This is a genomic window from Aromatoleum anaerobium, from assembly GCF_012910705.2.
GTDB classification, from domain to species: Bacteria; Pseudomonadota; Gammaproteobacteria; order Burkholderiales; family Rhodocyclaceae; genus Aromatoleum; species Aromatoleum anaerobium.
Genome location: NZ_WTVG02000040.1, coordinates 478,160 through 493,100, shown reverse-complemented (window position 1 = coordinate 493,100; position 14,941 = coordinate 478,160). Strand labels below are relative to the sequence as shown.

Genomic DNA, 14,941 nt, shown 5'->3' with positions numbered 1-14,941 from the left:
TTGGCAATGCAGGTTCGGTCGGGGCGCAGCGCGGCGCAGGCCCGGAAGATCGGTCAGCGGCGCATTGTACGACAGGCCCCGAAGCGGAACCGGCTACGTCGGCAGCGCGGGTGCCGGCGTGTGGTCAGTCTAGCGCGAGCAGCCGATCTACCGCGCCGGCGAAGTCGTCCGCGATGCAGTCGGGGCGGATTGCCGGGTCGGCGTCGTCGCCGGGGCGGAACTTGCCGGTGCGCACGAGGATCGCCGGAATGCCTGCGGCAAGGGCCGCGCCGACGTCGTCGTGCAGGTCGTCGCCGATCACGACCGCTTCGGCGGGCGTGACGCCGAGTTCCGCGAGCGCGGTGTGGAAGAAGCTTGCGGCCGGCTTGCCGACGATCTCGGCCGGCATGCCGCTGCTGAACTCGAGGCCGGTGACGAAGGCGCCCATGTCGAGCGAAAGACCGTCTTCCTCCATGAAGTAGCGGTTCTTTGCCATCGCGATGAAGGCGCCTCCGGCCATCAGCAGGCGGAACGCGGCGTTCAACTGCGCGTAGTCCAGGTACGGTCCCATGTCGCCCATCACGACGGCATCGGGCGCCGCGGCGCTCGGGCCCATCTCCTCCGTGAGGTCCGGGTGGACCACGTAGAGCGGCTTCAGGCCGCGCTGCCTGACGAGCTGCTGCGCGGCATGGGCGGCGGTCTGGATTTCGTCCTCGGCGACGTCGAAGCCCATCCGGCGCAGCTTCGCGACGATCGTGCGGCGGGGCGAACGCGTGGTGTTGGTGAGAAAGCGCAGCGGCAGCGCCGCCTGCCGCACTCGCGCGAGTGCGGCGACCGATCCCTCGATGGCCTGGTCGCCGACGTGCAGCACGCCGGCCAGGTCGATCAGCAGCGCCGTGGGGCGACGTGCGAGGCGGGCGGTGGTGGCGGATACGGGTGGTGACGAGGGTTGTGACGACATGGCATTCGGGTGTCGGACTCGTTGCCGGGACCGTGCAGGAACGCCCCGCCGGCAACCCGGCGGCGCCCTTTCGGTGCCTTCTTTATAGGAGGTTTGCTGCGTTGCGGAAAGGTCGCCCGCGTCGCGCGGACCGCGTCAGATGTCCGCTTCGACGCTGTCGCCCTTCTCCTCCATCCACGCGCGCCGACCGGAGGCTTCGCCCTTGCCCATCAGCAGCGTGAACATGCGCTTCGTGTCCTCGAGCGCGTCGGCGCGCACCTGCACCGGCAGCACGCGGCGCGTCGCCGGGTCCATCGTCGTCTCGCGCAGCTGGTCGGGGTTCATCTCGCCGAGGCCCTTGAAGCGGCCGACTTCGATCGCGTCCGGCTTGAAGCCTTCCTTTTCGAGGCGGTCGCGGATCGCCGCAAGTTCGCCGTCGTCGAGCGCGTAGAGCCTGCGCGCCGGGCGCTTCTTGCCCTGCGCGGGCACGTCGACGCGGTACAGCGGCGGCTGGGCGACGTAGATGTGCCCGCGCGTGATCAGTTCGGGGAAATGGCGGAAGAACAGCGTCAAGAGCAGCGTCTGGATGTGCGCGCCGTCGACGTCGGCGTCGGACATGATGACGACCTTGCCGTAGCGCAGGCCGGATAGATCCGGCGCGCTGCCGGCGGCATGCGCATCGACGCCGAGCGCGACCGCGATGTCATGGATCTCGGCGTTCGCGAGCAGGCGGTCGGGGTCGATTTCCCACGAGTTCTGCACCTTGCCGCGCAGCGGCAGGATCGCCTGCGTTTCCTTGTTGCGCGCCATCTTCGCCGAGCCGCCGGCGGAGTCGCCCTCGACGAGGAAAAGCTCGTTGTCGGCAAGGTCCTCGGATTCGCAGTCGGAGAGCTTGCCCGGCAGCACCGCGACGCCGGAGGTCTTTCTCTTCTCGACTTTCTGCGCGCTCTTCTGCCGCGCGAGCGCCTGCCGGATCGACAGTTCCGCGATCGCACGGCCGGCTTCGACGTGGTTGTTGAGCCAGATCTCGAACGGGTCGCGGATCATCGACGACACGAGCTTCACCGCTTCGCGCGAGTTCAATTTTTCCTTCACCTGGCCCTGGAACTGCGGGTCCAGCAGCCGCGCCGACAGCACGAAGCTCATCCGGCCGCAGACGTCCTCCTGCTGCAGCTTGACGCCGCGCGGCAAGAGCGCGTGGTGCTCGATGAAGCTCTTCACCGCGTCGAACACGCCGGCGCGCAGGCCGCTCTCGTGCGTGCCGCCGGCGACGGTCGGGATCAGGTTGACGAAGGATTCGCTCGGCACCGTGTGCTCGAACCACGCCAGCGCCCAGGCTGCGCCTTCGCCGGGCGCGTAGGCGGGGTCGTCCTTGCCGGCGTACTTTTCGCCGGTATAGAGCGGCGCGACCGCCTCGATGTCGCCGGCCTGCTCGCGCAGATAGCCGGCCAGGCCTTCGGGGTAGGACCAGGTCTTTGTCAGCGCTGCGCCGCCCGCCTGCTCGATGTCGAGCCGTACCGACACGCCCGGCAGCAGCACCGCTTTCGAGCGCAGCAGGCGCTCGAGCTCGCCCTGCGGCACGCGCGGGGCCTCGAAATACTTCGCGTCCGGCCACACGCGAACGCGCGTGCCGCTCTGCCGACCGCAATCGCCCGCAACAGCGATTGCGCCGACCTTCTCGCCGCCCTCACTGAACTCGATGCGATGGATCTTGCCCTCGCGCCTGACCTCGACTTCGACGCGCGTCGACAGCGCGTTCGTCACGGCGACGCCCACGCCGTGCAGGCCGCCGGAAAACGCGTACGCACCGTTGCCGTCGCGCTTGTCGAACTTGCCGCCGGCGTGCAGCCGCGTGAAGGCGAGCACGACGACCGGCACGCCTTCCTCGGGATGCAGGCCGACCGGGATGCCGCGGCCGTCGTCGGCGACGCTGATCGAGCCGTCGGGGTGCAGCGTCACGTGGATCTTCTTCGCGAAGCCGCCGAGTGCCTCGTCGGCGGCGTTGTCGATGACTTCCTGGATGATGTGGGCGGGCGAGTCGGTGCGGGTGTACATCCCGGGGCGCTCGCGCACCGGTTCGAGCCCCTTGAGGACGCGAAAGGAGGATTCGTCGTAGTGCTGCTTGCCTGTCATGAGTGTGTGATCTGCGCTTCGTGGCCGCACGGCGAAAGGCCGGGGGGTGCAAGGATACTCGTTGAACGGGGATCGGGCATGCGGCAGCGAGCCGCGCGGCTCATTGCCCGCGCATGAAGAAGCGGTCGAGATCGCCCATCGTCAGCTGCGTCCACGTCGGCCGGCCGTGGTTGCACTGGTCGGCGCGCTCGGTGGCTTCCATGTCGCGCAAGAGTGCATTCATCTCCGGAATCGTCAGGCTGCGGTGCGCCCGCACCGCGCCGTGGCACGCCATCGTCGCGAGCAGCTCGTTGCGTCGTGCGGTGACGACTTCGGAGGCCGGGAATTCGCGCAGCTCCTCGAGGAGCTTCCTCAGCAGCTCTGCGATCGGCGCGGACGCGAGCAGCGCCGGCACGCTGCGTACCGCGAGTTCGGCCGGGCCGACGGGTGCGACTTCGAAGCCCATGCGGGCGAGGACTTCGGCGCACTCTTCGGCGGCCGCCATGTCCTTCGCGCTGACCGACAGCACAGCCGGAATCAAGAGGCGCTGCACCGCGGGGCGGCCGTCGAGCACGGTCTTGAGCTTCTCGTAGAGGATGCGCTCGTGCGCGGCGTGCATGTCGACGAGGACCAGGCCGGCGACGTTCTGCGCGAGGATGTAGATGCCGTGGAGCTGCGCGATCGCGTAGCCGAGCGGTGCGCCTGTGGCATCCGCCGGGATGTGGGCTTCGGCCAGGCCGGCCGCGCCCGGCAGGCGGCCTGCGGACGGGGCGAAGGCGGTCGGGCGGAATCCGCTGGCGTCGGGCGGGGACGAGGCGCTTTCGGCCGTCGGCCGGGCGCTCGCGGCGAAGTCGTAATAGCTGCGGCTCGCCGATTCCATCGCGAGACGGCCCTGCACCGGTGGCGGAGCGTGGCCGCCGGCGGCCACGTAGCGAAGCGGATTCGCGGCGCGCGCCGGCGCGGGGGAATCGGTCCGGCCCGCTTCCGTCGCAGCCTTGGCCGCATTGGCATCACCGCCCGCGATCCCGATGCCGGCGCCGGACTCGGCGAGGCTGCGCGTCAGCGCATGGAACACGAACTGGTGGACCGCCCGCGCCTCGCGGAAGCGCACCTCGATTTTCGCCGGATGCACGTTGACGTCGACGCCGGCGGGGTCGAGCTCGAGGAACAGCACGTAAGCCGGATGGCGGCTGCCGTGCAGGATGTCGGCGTAGGCCTGGCGCACCGCGTGCGTCAGCAGCTTGTCGCGCACGAAGCGGCCGTTGACGAACAGATACTGCGCGTCGCGGCTCGTGCGCGAATACGCCGGCAGCGCGGCGAAGCCGGCGAGGCGCAGCGGCCCGGCGTCGGCATCGAGGGTGCGCGCGTGCTGCAGGAAGTCGTCGCCCATCAGCGCCGCGACGCGCCGCAGCGGGTCCCCTGCGGGCAGGCGATGGACGACGCGGCCGTTGTGCGCGAGCTGCAGGCCGATGTCGGGGCGCGCCAGCGCAATGCGGCGGAACACCTCGTCGCAGTGCGCATACTCGGTTGCCTCGGACTTCAGGAACTTGCGTCGCGCCGGCGTGCTGTAGAAGAGCTCGGCGACGTCGACGACGGTACCCTGGTTCAGCGCGGCCGGCGCGACATTGCGGTCGGTGCCGTCGATGCGCCACGCGTGCGCGCCGTCTTCGGCGCGGCTCGTCAGCGTCAAACGTGCGACCGCCGCGATCGCCGCCAGCGCCTCGCCGCGGAAGCCCATCGTGCCGACCTGTTCGAGATCTTCGAGCGTCGCGATCTTGCTCGTCGCGTGGCGTTCGAGCGCCAGCGCGAGATCGTCGCGTGCGATGCCGCAGCCGTCGTCGGCCACCCGGATGCGGCGCACGCCGCCCTGTTCGAGCTGCACGTCGATCGCGCGTGCGCCGGCGTCGAGCGCGTTCTCGAGCACTTCCTTCAGGACGGACGCCGGCCGCTCGACGACCTCGCCGGCAGCGATCTGGTTGACGAGGACATCGGCGAGCGGTCGGATGGCGGCGGGGCGATGGGGGCATGCGGGCGGCGGGAAGCTCGGAGAGCGACGATTATACGAGCCCGCGCGCCTGCATCGACCGCTGGCGCCGGGGACGCCCATTTGCCCCGCCGGCCTGAAGCTTCGACGGCCTTCCGGTATCATGCGGGCGGAGCTTCGGCCGCATCATCCTGGCCGGCTCCGCGGCGCTGCAGGGCATGGGCCGCCGTTTTTCCCGCCGGCGCGTTAAGGCGCGCCCGATTCAAACCTCAAGAATCCACCTATGAAGTCGATCGTCATTCTCGTTTCCGGCCGCGGCAGCAACATGGAAGCCATCGTGCGCGCCGCCATCCCCGGTGCGATCATCAGCGCGGTGATCAGCAACCGGCCGGATGCGAAGGGGCTGGAGTTCGCTGCCTCCCGCGGCATCGCGACGGCCGTCGTCGATCACAAGGCGTTCGCGACCCGCGAAGGGTTCGATATGGCGCTGGCCGAAGCGATCGATATGCATCGGCCGGACCTGGTCGTCCTCGCGGGGTTCATGCGCGTGCTGAGCGACGATTTCGTGCGGCATTACGAAGGCCGCCTGCTCAACATCCATCCGTCGCTGCTGCCGGCGTTCCCGGGCCTGCACACGCATCGCCGCGCGCTCGAGGCGGGCATCCGGATCCATGGCGCGACGGTGCATTTCGTCACCGCGGCGCTCGATTGCGGGCCGGTGGTCATCCAGGCGGCCGTGCCGGTGTCGTCCGGCGACGACGAGGAATCCCTCGCCGCGCGGGTGCTGGCGCAGGAACACCGCATCTATCCGCAGGCGGTGCGCTGGTTCGTCGAGGGCCGCCTGTCGCTTTCCTCCGAGGGCAGGGTGTCGGTGCAGGGCGAAGCGCGGCCTGACGCCGGCTGGACCGTCCCCGCGCTCGAATCGGCGTCGATAAGCGCGAGCGGAGCATGCGGCACCGGCTCCTGATCGCCGCGGTCGGCGCATCCTTGTTGGTCCATGCCGCGCTGGCCGGAGCGGCGGACAGCCTCGTCGCGCCGGCGCAGCCCGCCGTCCGGCTGCATCTGGTGGCCGCGCCTTCCGCGCCGGCGCCCCGGCAGCTTGCCGCCGCACCGCAGGCCGATCCACGCAAACCCGGTGTTGCCGCGTGGCCCGCGCAGGGCAGCATTCGCTATCGGGTGATGTACGGCGAAGGCGGCTTCGAGGTCGGCGAGGCGCTGCACGACTGGACGCACGACGACAAGCGCTACCGGATGAGCGTCAGGCTCAAGACCACCGGTGTCATGGATCTGCTGCGCTCGCTGCAGTACGAGCAGCGCAGCGAGGGCCGGATCGGCCCGAAGGGGCTCGTTCCTGAGCATTTCCGCGTCGAGCAGTCGAGCAAGAAGCCCGAGACGGCGGAGTTCGACTGGAACACCGGGCAGGTCACGATGCGACGCGGCAGCCGCACTCGTATCGCGCCCGTCGAGCGCGGTGACCAGGACCTGTTGAGCCTGTGGCACCAGATTGGCATGACCGACGCCGCCGCCTTGCCGGATGAACTCAAGGTTGTCAGCGGCAAGTCGGCGACGCCCTCGGTGCTTGAGCGGGTCGGCGCCGAACGGCTGGTGCTGCCGATCGGCGGTCTCGACACGCAACGCCTGCGCGCCCGCGCGCTGAGTGGGAAACTCTCGATCGACGTATGGCTGGCGCGGGAATACGGCACGTTGCCGGTGCGCATCCGCATCACCGACGACAAGGGCGACGTGCTCGATCAACAGGCGGTGGAGGTACGCCTGGCGCCGGCGGGCAAGGCCGCCGCGAAGCTTGTTGACACCGGGGATGGCAAAGGCGCCTTGCCCGGGCCGGTCGGCGCGCGCGCCGCGGCGCAAGAAAAGATCGAATTGCGGGCGGACGATCGCGCCGCCGCATCCAACCACGAGTGAGAACCGATTGACGATGTCCAAACACGACGAGGCTGCTTCGCGCAGCCTGCTGATCCATGCCGCCCGCGTCCTCGGGGCGGTGCTGACTTTCGAACACCCGGCTGACGGGGTGCTGTCGCGCTACTTCCGCGAGAACCGCGAAATCGGGCACCGCGACCGCGGCTTCATCGCCGAGGCGGTCTATGGCATCGTGCGCCGCTTGCGCTGGCTGCGCCGCCTGGTTGGCGAGGATGTGCGGCCGCGCACGCTTCTGCTCGCGTGGCTGGCGCGCGGCGAAGGCTGGCCGATGCGCCATTTCGAAGGGCTCGCGTCGGCGACCGAGCGCGACTGGATCTCCGGGATCAAGGCACGCGAACTCGAAGAAGGTTCGTTCGCCGAGCGCGCCGACCTCCCCGACTGGCTCGCGGAGCGGCTGCTCGCAACGCACGGCGAGGCGGAACTGCTTGAGCTCGCGCACAGCCTGAACCGGCCGGCGCCGCTCGACCTGCGCGTCAACGTGCTGAAGGCCGATCGCGGCGAAGTGCTCGAAAAGCTGAAATTCGCCGGTATCGAGGCGAAGCCGTGCCCGTTCTCGCCGCACGGCATCCGCCTCGGGGGCAAGCCCGCGCTGCAGAAGCATCCGTTGTTTCTCGAAGGCGCGTTCGAGGTGCAGGACGAGGGCAGCCAGTTGCTCGGCTTCCTCGTGCAGCCCAAGCGCGGCGAACTGGTCGTCGATTTCTGCGCCGGCGCCGGCGGCAAGACGCTGCAGCTGGGCGCGATGATGCGCTCGACCGGCCGGCTGTACGCATTCGACGTGTCGGAGAAGCGGCTCGCGAAGCTCAAGCCGCGCGTCGCGCGCGCCGGGCTGTCGAACGTGCATCCAGTGCTGATCGCGCACGAGCGCGACGCGAAGGTCAAGCGCCTCGCCGGCAAGGCCGACCGGGTGTTCGTCGATGCGCCGTGCAGCGGCCTCGGCACCTTGCGCCGCAACCCGGACCTGAAATGGCGCCAGACGCCGGAATCGGTCGCCGAAATGGTCGCGAAGCAGGGCGCGATCCTCGAATCGGCGGCGCGCCTCGTGAAGCCGGCGGGGCGGCTCGTCTATGCGACCTGCAGCCTGCTCGTCGAGGAAAACGACGCCATCGTCGATGCATTCCTGGCGGCGCATCCGGAGTTCCGCGAGGTCGATGCGACCGAGGTGCTGAAGAAACAGGGCATCGCGCTCGATACCGGCACACGCCTGCGCCTGTCGCCGCGCAAGCACGATACCGACGGCTTCTTCGCCGCGGTGCTGGAGCGGGCGCCGGCCGATGCGTGAGCATCTGCGACGCGCGTTGCTGGTGCTCGTGGCGCTTGCGGCACCGGCGCTCGCACTCGCTTCCGGCGCGCGCACGCTGCCGGCGCGCGGTTCAATCGAAGTCGTGTTCTCGCCCGAGGGCAGTGGCGAAGAGGCGCTGCTGCGTGTCATCGGCGCGGCGCGCGAAACGCTGCACGTGCAGGCTTACGTATTCACCAGCCGTCCGATCGCCGATGCGCTCGTCAAGGCTCATCGGCGTGGCGTGCAGGTTCAAGTGCTCGCGGATGCCCGGATGAACCGGCGCGGCAAGGACAATGCGCTGCCGAGGCTCCTTGCCGCCGGCGTGCCGGTGGCGCTGGAGACGCGCTACGCCGCGGCCCACAACAAGGTGTTGATCGCCGACGGCCGCGGACCGGCATGCGTGGTCGCGACCGGTTCGTACAATTTCACCTGGTCGGCGAACAAGCGCAATGCCGAAAACCTGATCGTGCTGCGGGACAACTGTCCGCTCGCCGCGGCCTATCTCGACAACTGGCGTCGCCACCGCGAGGACGCGACGCCCGTCACCCGTCTGCCCTGGAAGTCATGAACGTGCGCGATGACTCGCGATTTGCACTGCTGCTGACCGAAACCTGGCGTGATCTCCAAAGCCCTGCCGTGCTGTGGCAACTCGCGGCGCTCGCCGGCTGCCTGCTGCTGGCGTGGCTGTTCGCGCGCTCCACGTTGCTCCGGTTCGCAGCCGGCAACCACGTCGACACCCCGGCTTACCGACTCGGGCGCAGCGGGTTGCGGCGCGTGCTGTTTCCGCTTGCGGCACTGGTGCTGGTGATCGGCGCGCGTGCCGTGCTGGGCGAGTTTCACAACGTGAGCCTGCTCAATGTCGCGGTGCCGTTGCTGATCTCGCTCGCGCTGATCCGCCTCGTCATGTTCGCGCTTCGGCAGGCGGTCGGCCGATCGAGCTGGATCGCGAGTTTCGAGCGGATCTTCGCTGCCGTCGCGTGGTCGGTCGTCGCGCTGCACATCGTCGGCTGGCTGCCGCAGGTCATTCGCGGGCTGGACTCCGTTTCGTTCACGCTCGGCAGCCAGCGGCTTTCGCTGTGGACCCTGCTGCAGGGCATCGCGATGGTGCTGTTGACGCTGCTCGTCGCGCTCTGGGCAGCCGGGCTGCTCGAGCGTCGCTTGGCGACCACGGCGGGCCTCGACGAGAACGTGCGCATCGTGATGCTGCGCGTCGCGAAGGCGGCGCTGGTGCTGGTGGCGGTGCTCGTCGCGCTGCCGATGGTCGGCATCGACCTGACGACGCTGTCGGTGTTCGGCGGCGCGCTCGGCGTCGGTCTCGGCTTCGGCCTGCAGAAGATCGCCGCGAACTATGTTTCCGGCTTCATCATCCTGCTCGACCGCTCGCTGCGCATCGGCAACATGATCAGCGTCGGCGCCGAGCGCGGCATCGTCACGCAGATCAACACCCGCTACACCGTCATCCGCGCGCCCAGCGGCGTCGAATCGCTGGTGCCGAACGAGGTGCTGGTCGGTTCGGTGGTGCAGAACGAAACGTACACCGACACCCGGATGGCGGTGCCGCTGAACTTTCAGGTGAGTTACGGCTCTGATGTCGAGCGTGCAATGGCAATCCTCGTGGAGGTTGCCCGGGCTCAGCCCCGAGTGCTCGACGAACCGGCTCCGAACGCCTTCCTGGCGGGATTTGCCGATAGCGGAATCAATCTGCGCCTGGGACTATGGATTGCGGACCCCCAGGAAGGCACGCTCGGCGTGAGTTCGGACATCAATCTCGCGGTATGGCATCGCTTCCGCGCGGAAGGAATCGAGTTTCCGTTCCCGCAAAGGGAAGTGCGACTGCTGTCGCCGCTGCCTTCGGTCGTTTTTCCGGAAATGGGAAAGGTGTCGGAGGCAAACCCTGCGATCGGCGACCCGACCCGCGCGGGCGGGGCGGCAAGATCGCGTGCAGCACTCCTCCGCGATGATTCGGAGGACATCGACATTTAAGGAACGGGTTTCACATGCTTGCAGGACTTATCGATCTTCCGTGGTGGGGTTACATTCTCGTCGCGCTGGGACTCACTCACGTGACCATTGCCTCGGTGACGATCTTCCTGCACCGGCATCAGGCGCACCGCGCGCTCGAACTGCACCCGGTTGCGAGTCATTTTTTTCGCGCCTGGCTGTGGCTCACGACGGGCATGGTGACGAAGGAATGGGTCGCGGTGCACCGCAAGCACCACGCCAAGTGCGAAACCGCCGACGACCCGCACAGCCCGCAAGTGCTGGGGATTCGCAAGGTCCTGTTCCAGGGGGCGGAACTCTACCGCGCCGAAGCGGCCAACAAGGAAACCCTCGCGCGCTACGGCCACGGCACGCCAGACGACTGGCTCGAACGCCATGTCTACCGGCATTCGATCGTCGGCGTCTCGATCATGCTGATCGCGGACCTCGTGCTGTTCGGCCCGCTCGGACTGACGATCTGGGCGGTGCAGATGATGTGGATCCCGATCTGGGCAGCCGGCGTCGTCAATGGACTGGGGCATTACGTCGGCTATCGCAACTTCGATTGCAGCGATGCGGCAACGAACCTCGTGCCGTGGGGCATCCTGATCGGCGGCGAGGAACTGCATAACAACCACCACAGCTTCGCGACCTCGGCCAAGCTTTCGGCGAAGTGGTACGAGTTCGATATCGGCTGGATGTATATCCGCGTGCTCGCGCTGCTGGGCCTCGCCAAGGTGCGGAAAGTCATTCCGTCGCCGAAGTTCGGCGAGGCCAAGAATGTTCCCGACCTCGATACGCTGCAGGCCATCATCACCCACCGCTACGACGTGATGACGCGCTATGTCGCGTCGCTCAAGCGCCTCTGCGGCGACGAGATCGAGCGGCTCGCCGCGACCCACGGCAGGAGCTTCAACCCCCGTGTGCTGCGCCGCTGGGTGCTGTCGGGGGAAGACAGGAATCTCGCGCCGGACGCGCGGCGCGCCCTCGAGCTCGTGCTCGTCGACAGCGCCGCGTTATCGACGATTGCGTCGATGCGGCGGGACCTCGTCGCGATCTGGGCGCGCTCGACGGCTTCGCGCGAGCAGCTGCTCAAGCAGTTGCACGACTGGATCGCGCGCGCCGAGCAGAGCGGTATCGCGCAACTGCAGGAATTTTCGTTGCGCTTGCGCCAGTACACCGCCTGATTTACGGCGCCCGGCACCCGGGAACCAGAAAGGGCTCACTCGCCAGGGCGTAGCGCGTCGGCCCAGCAATTGGGGGTTTCATAAAGGCGGACGCGTTCGAGGCGCAGGTGATTGCCGTAGAGGTCGCGATAGCACGCGTCGAGGATGCGGAACGCTTCGCTGGCGAGGTTTTCGGCGGTTGGCACGGTGTCGAGCACGACTGTCTTGTGGGCCGGCATCGTCGCGAGGAAATCGACGACAGCGCTGTCGCCGCGGTACACGAGGAACGCGTGATCCCAGCGGTCGACGACGTGCGTCTTGGCGATCAGCTTGACGTCGCCGAAATCCATCACCATGCCGTTGACGGCCTCGCCTGCGGCGTTAATGATATCGCCCGACAGCGTGATCTCGATCGCGTAGCGATGGCCGTGCAGGTGGCGGCACTGGCTGGCGTGATCGGGAATCCGGTGCCCGGCGTCGAATTCCAGTCGGCGAGTGATGCGCATGATTGATCCGGGGGGAAACAGGCCCGAATTATAGCTGCTTCCCGACGCTCTTTCCGGCGCGCCCTTTGGCACCTTTTCATTCACCGGCTTCGACCCATGACGGCACGCGACCAGACCCTTTCCATACGCAACCACGACCGCGACCTGGCCGGGCTGACCTATGTTTACCCGGTGCTGTCGCGGCGCGCCGGGGGGATCTCGGTCGGCATCAATCTCAATCCGAACAACGCCTGCAACTGGCACTGCGCGTATTGTCAGGTGCCCGGTCTCGTGCGGGGGCGGGCGCCCGAGATCGACCTGTCGCTGCTGGAAGCGGAACTGTCGGGCTTCCTCCATGCGCTGGTCGAAGGGGATTATCTCGAGCGCCATGTGCCGGAAGGCTTGCGCGTCGTGCGCGACATCGCGTTCTCCGGCAACGGCGAGCCGACCAGCGCGACCGCGTTCCCGGAAGCGGTGTCGCTCGTCGTGCGCCTGCGCGACGCCGTCGGACTCGGTCGCGAGGTGCCGCTGCGCCTGATCACGAACGGCAGCCTGATCGGGCAGGCGAGGGTGAGAGAAGGGCTAAGGCTTCTCGGCGAGGCGGGCGGAGAAGTCTGGTTCAAGGTCGATGCGGGAACGCAGGCGTCGATCGAGCGCGTCAACGGCGTGTCGCTCGATCCCGATCTCGTGGCGCGCAACCTGGCGGTCAGCGCCGGCCTGTGCACGACGTGGGTCCAGACCTGCATGTTCCGCTGGGATGGCGCTTCACCGTCGGGTGACGATATCGATGCTTATATCGACTTGCTTATGCGCGCCGGGCCAGAACGGCTTGCGGGCGTGCTGTTATATGGAATCGCGCGGCCGTCAATGCAGCCCGAGGCCGTGCATCTGGCGCCGCTCGATGAGGCCGAGCTCGAGGCGATCGCGGCGAAGGTGCGAAAAAAAGGGCTGACGGTTCGCGTCAGCCCCTGAGCCGGTGGAAGTGACAGCCGGGTCAGCGCGTGGTGCGTTCCTTGCGCTTGGCACGCGCTTCCTTCTTTAGCGACTTGTACAGCTCCGGGTTCGAAGTCTTGAGGAATTCCGCGACTTCCACGTCTTCCTTCTTGACCTTGTTGATGTCGATTTGCTCGATATGCACGAGGCGCAGCAGGGCCTGTACGGGGCGCGGAATGTTGCGTCCGCTCTCGTAGCGCGAGCCGCCGCTCTGCGTGACCCCGATCTTCGACCAGAACTGCGATTGGTTCAGACCCAGCTTGCGCCGAATCTCGCGAACGTCGATGGTGTCGGTGTTTTTCATACTCACATCCTCTGTAGGGTATCCAGCCCGCTTATAAGACAAGGCGGTACGTAGCCGAGTTCCTACGACTTAAGTTGTAGGGTAGCCGAAGTATAGATCACTATTCTTTCCACATACAATGAAAAAAACCGGCGCATCCGAACCTAGTCAAAACAAATAAATCGTGCGATCGGGAGGTGGCACGACGCCGGCCTGCAAATTTTCGCCGCATTCGATAGAATTCCTCCCTTTATCCACAGGCACTTGGATACGACGATGGCACTGATAGTTCAGAAATACGGCGGCACTTCCGTGGGTAACCCGGAGCGCATCAAGAACGTCGCCCGCAAAGTGGCGAAGTTCCAGGCGCAGGGGCACAAGGTGGTGGTGGTGGTGTCGGCGATGAGCGGCGAGACGAACCGTCTGATCGCGCTGACCAGGGAGGTCGCGACTCACCCCGATGCCCGCGAACTCGACGTTGTCGTATCGACCGGCGAGCAGGTCACGATCGGCCTGCTGTGCATGGCTCTGCACGACATCGGCGTCAAGGCGAAGAGCTATACCGGCGGGCAGGTCCGCATCCTCACCGACAGCGCCCATACCAAGGCGCGGATCCTCAATATCGACGAAGCCCCGATCAAGAAGGACCTGGACGAAGGCAATATCGTCGTCGTCGCGGGCTTCCAGGGCGTGGACGAGCACGGCAACATCACCACGCTCGGCCGCGGCGGTTCGGATACCACCGGCGTGGCGCTCGCTGCCGCGTTGAAGGCCGACGAGTGCCAGATCTACACCGACGTCGACGGCGTCTATACGACCGACCCGCGCGTCGTCCCGGAAGCCCGCAAGCTCGACACGATCACCTTCGAGGAAATGCTCGAACTGGCGAGCCTCGGCTCGAAAGTGCTGCAGATCCGTTCAGTCGAATTCGCCGGCAAGTACAAGGTCAAGTTGCGCGTCCTGTCGAGCTTCCAGGAGGAAGGCGAGGGCACGCTCATCACAGTTGAGGAAGATCAGAACATGGAACAACCCGTCATCTCCGGCATCGCCTTCACGCGCGACGAGGCCAAGCTCACGGTGCTCGGCGTGCCCGACAAGCCCGGCATCGCCTACCAGATCCTCGGTCCGGTCGCCGACGCCAACATCGATGTCGACATGATCATCCAGAACGTCGGCCACGACGGCACGACCGATTTTTCGTTCACCGTGCCGCGCGCCGACCTCGACAAGAGCGTGAAGGTGCTCGAAGGCGTGCGCGCACATATCGGCGCACGCGCCATCGAAAGCGACCGGACGATGGCCAAGGTGTCGGTCGTCGGCGTCGGCATGCGCTCGCATCCTGGCGTCGCGTCGAAAATGTTCCGTACGCTCGCCGAAGAGGGCATCAACATCCAGATGATCTCGACATCCGAGATCAAGATCTCGGTGGTGATCGAGGAGAAGTATCTCGAACTCGCCGTGCGCGTGCTGCACAAGGCTTTCGGTCTCGAATCCGCCTGAATTGCTGGGGAATTGCTGCGGAAGTTTGACCGGCGGCCGCAGAATCGTTATGATCGCGGCCTCTGAAGGTTGGAGAGTTGGCCGAGAGGTCGAAGGCACTCCCCTGCTAAGGGAGCATGCGGGCTAAAACTCGCATCGAGGGTTCGAATCCCTCACTCTCCGCCAGTGGTATATTTGAGCCGCATTCGCTAGTCAAAACAATGACGTGGTGAATGCGGCTTTTTCCTTATAACATCCCTTCTTGCCACCTCTCCAGGGGCAGGCCTCCGCGAGGGACTCCCGTCGGTGGCGGGCGGCGG

General features: G+C 67.1%; 13 protein-coding genes and 1 tRNA gene. 9 read left to right on the top strand and 5 right to left on the bottom strand.

The window, feature by feature from the left end; translation table 11 throughout:
• Positions 1–124: 124 nt before the first annotated feature.
• The 3 genes from GO606_RS17835 to mutL all read right to left on the bottom strand — a co-directional run bounded on the left by GO606_RS17835 (position 125) and on the right by mutL (position 5,138).
• Positions 125–940 (bottom strand): TIGR01458 family HAD-type hydrolase, encoded by an 816-nt coding sequence (locus GO606_RS17835; protein ID WP_169119509.1) that lies wholly within the window; start codon positions 938–940, stop codon positions 125–127.
• A gap of 135 nt (positions 941–1,075) precedes the next feature.
• On the bottom strand, positions 1,076–3,052 hold the full coding sequence (locus GO606_RS17830; RefSeq protein ID WP_169119510.1) for a DNA topoisomerase IV subunit B: 1,977 nt from the start codon (positions 3,050–3,052) through the stop codon (positions 1,076–1,078).
• A 100-nt stretch (positions 3,053–3,152) separates the two neighbouring features.
• Positions 3,153–5,138 (bottom strand): DNA mismatch repair endonuclease MutL, encoded by a 1,986-nt coding sequence (gene mutL, locus GO606_RS17825; RefSeq protein ID WP_246979723.1) that lies wholly within the window; start codon positions 5,136–5,138, stop codon positions 3,153–3,155.
• Positions 5,139–5,298: 160 nt separating this feature from the next.
• Between mutL and purN the strand changes: the two genes are divergently transcribed.
• From purN to GO606_RS17795, 6 genes are read left to right on the top strand one after another with little or no spacing between them, the layout of a single operon-like run.
• Complete coding sequence (gene purN, locus GO606_RS17820) at positions 5,299–5,982, top strand: phosphoribosylglycinamide formyltransferase (protein ID WP_169120022.1); 684 nt, start codon at positions 5,299–5,301, stop codon at positions 5,980–5,982.
• 23 nt (positions 5,983–6,005) lie between these two features.
• Positions 6,006–6,938, top strand: a complete 933-nt coding sequence (locus tag GO606_RS17815) for a DUF3108 domain-containing protein (protein WP_246979722.1) — start codon at positions 6,006–6,008, stop codon at positions 6,936–6,938.
• Between the two features lie 13 nt (positions 6,939–6,951).
• On the top strand, positions 6,952–8,235 hold the full coding sequence (locus GO606_RS17810) for an RsmB/NOP family class I SAM-dependent RNA methyltransferase (protein ID WP_169120024.1): 1,284 nt from the start codon (positions 6,952–6,954) through the stop codon (positions 8,233–8,235).
• Positions 8,228–8,803, top strand: a complete 576-nt coding sequence (locus GO606_RS17805) for a phospholipase D family nuclease (protein WP_169120026.1) — start codon at positions 8,228–8,230, stop codon at positions 8,801–8,803. The genes GO606_RS17810 and GO606_RS17805 overlap by 8 nt, the downstream gene beginning before the upstream one ends.
• Positions 8,800–10,218, top strand: a complete 1,419-nt coding sequence (locus tag GO606_RS17800; RefSeq protein ID WP_211166794.1) for a mechanosensitive ion channel family protein — start codon at positions 8,800–8,802, stop codon at positions 10,216–10,218. Before GO606_RS17805 ends, GO606_RS17800 begins: the two co-directional genes overlap by 4 nt.
• Before the next feature lie 14 nt (positions 10,219–10,232).
• Positions 10,233–11,402 carry a DesA family fatty acid desaturase gene (locus GO606_RS17795; protein WP_169120028.1) on the top strand — a complete coding sequence of 390 codons (1,170 nt, stop codon included), beginning with the start codon at positions 10,233–10,235 and terminating at the stop codon, positions 11,400–11,402.
• A 35-nt stretch (positions 11,403–11,437) separates the two neighbouring features.
• Here the strand turns inward: GO606_RS17795 and queD are convergent, their stop codons facing one another.
• Positions 11,438–11,887 carry a 6-carboxytetrahydropterin synthase QueD gene (queD, locus tag GO606_RS17790; RefSeq protein ID WP_169120030.1) on the bottom strand — a complete coding sequence of 150 codons (450 nt, stop codon included), beginning with the start codon at positions 11,885–11,887 and terminating at the stop codon, positions 11,438–11,440.
• A gap of 96 nt (positions 11,888–11,983) precedes the next feature.
• Here queD and GO606_RS17785 point away from each other — a divergent pair, with 96 nt between their 5' ends.
• The gene (locus tag GO606_RS17785) at positions 11,984–12,838 is read left to right on the top strand and encodes a radical SAM protein (RefSeq protein WP_169120032.1); all 855 of its coding nucleotides are present in this window, start codon (positions 11,984–11,986) and stop codon (positions 12,836–12,838) included.
• Positions 12,839–12,860: 22 nt separating this feature from the next.
• Here the strand turns inward: GO606_RS17785 and GO606_RS17780 are convergent, their stop codons facing one another.
• Entirely contained in the window at positions 12,861–13,163 is a 303-nt protein-coding gene (locus GO606_RS17780) for a helix-turn-helix domain-containing protein (protein WP_011236189.1), read from the bottom strand.
• A gap of 255 nt (positions 13,164–13,418) precedes the next feature.
• Here GO606_RS17780 and GO606_RS17775 point away from each other — a divergent pair, with 255 nt between their 5' ends.
• Both GO606_RS17775 and GO606_RS17770 read left to right on the top strand, forming a co-directional pair.
• Entirely contained in the window at positions 13,419–14,642 is a 1,224-nt protein-coding gene (locus tag GO606_RS17775) for an aspartate kinase (protein WP_169120034.1), read from the top strand.
• A 71-nt stretch (positions 14,643–14,713) separates the two neighbouring features.
• Positions 14,714–14,807, top strand: a tRNA-Ser gene (locus tag GO606_RS17770).
• Positions 14,808–14,941 lie beyond the last annotated feature (134 nt).

Excerpts from the sequence above, each read along its gene's own strand:
- purN (WP_169120022.1), top strand. The coding sequence starts at position 5,299 with ATGAAGTCGATCGTCATTCTCGTTTCCGGCCGCGGCAGCAACATGGAA.
- mutL (WP_246979723.1), bottom strand. The coding sequence starts at position 5,138 with ATGGGCGTCCCCGGCGCCAGCGGTCGATGCAGGCGCGCGGGCTCGTAT.
- GO606_RS17800 (WP_211166794.1), top strand. The coding sequence starts at position 8,800 with ATGAACGTGCGCGATGACTCGCGATTTGCACTGCTGCTGACCGAAACC.
- GO606_RS17805 (WP_169120026.1), top strand. The coding sequence starts at position 8,228 with ATGCGTGAGCATCTGCGACGCGCGTTGCTGGTGCTCGTGGCGCTTGCG.
- GO606_RS17780 (WP_011236189.1), bottom strand. The coding sequence starts at position 13,163 with ATGAAAAACACCGACACCATCGACGTTCGCGAGATTCGGCGCAAGCTG.
- queD (WP_169120030.1), bottom strand. The coding sequence starts at position 11,887 with ATGCGCATCACTCGCCGACTGGAATTCGACGCCGGGCACCGGATTCCC.
- GO606_RS17795 (WP_169120028.1), top strand. The coding sequence starts at position 10,233 with ATGCTTGCAGGACTTATCGATCTTCCGTGGTGGGGTTACATTCTCGTC.
- GO606_RS17785 (WP_169120032.1), top strand. The coding sequence starts at position 11,984 with ATGACGGCACGCGACCAGACCCTTTCCATACGCAACCACGACCGCGAC.
- GO606_RS17830 (WP_169119510.1), bottom strand. The coding sequence starts at position 3,052 with ATGACAGGCAAGCAGCACTACGACGAATCCTCCTTTCGCGTCCTCAAG.
- GO606_RS17810 (WP_169120024.1), top strand. The coding sequence starts at position 6,952 with ATGTCCAAACACGACGAGGCTGCTTCGCGCAGCCTGCTGATCCATGCC.
- GO606_RS17775 (WP_169120034.1), top strand. The coding sequence starts at position 13,419 with ATGGCACTGATAGTTCAGAAATACGGCGGCACTTCCGTGGGTAACCCG.
- GO606_RS17835 (WP_169119509.1), bottom strand. The coding sequence starts at position 940 with ATGTCGTCACAACCCTCGTCACCACCCGTATCCGCCACCACCGCCCGC.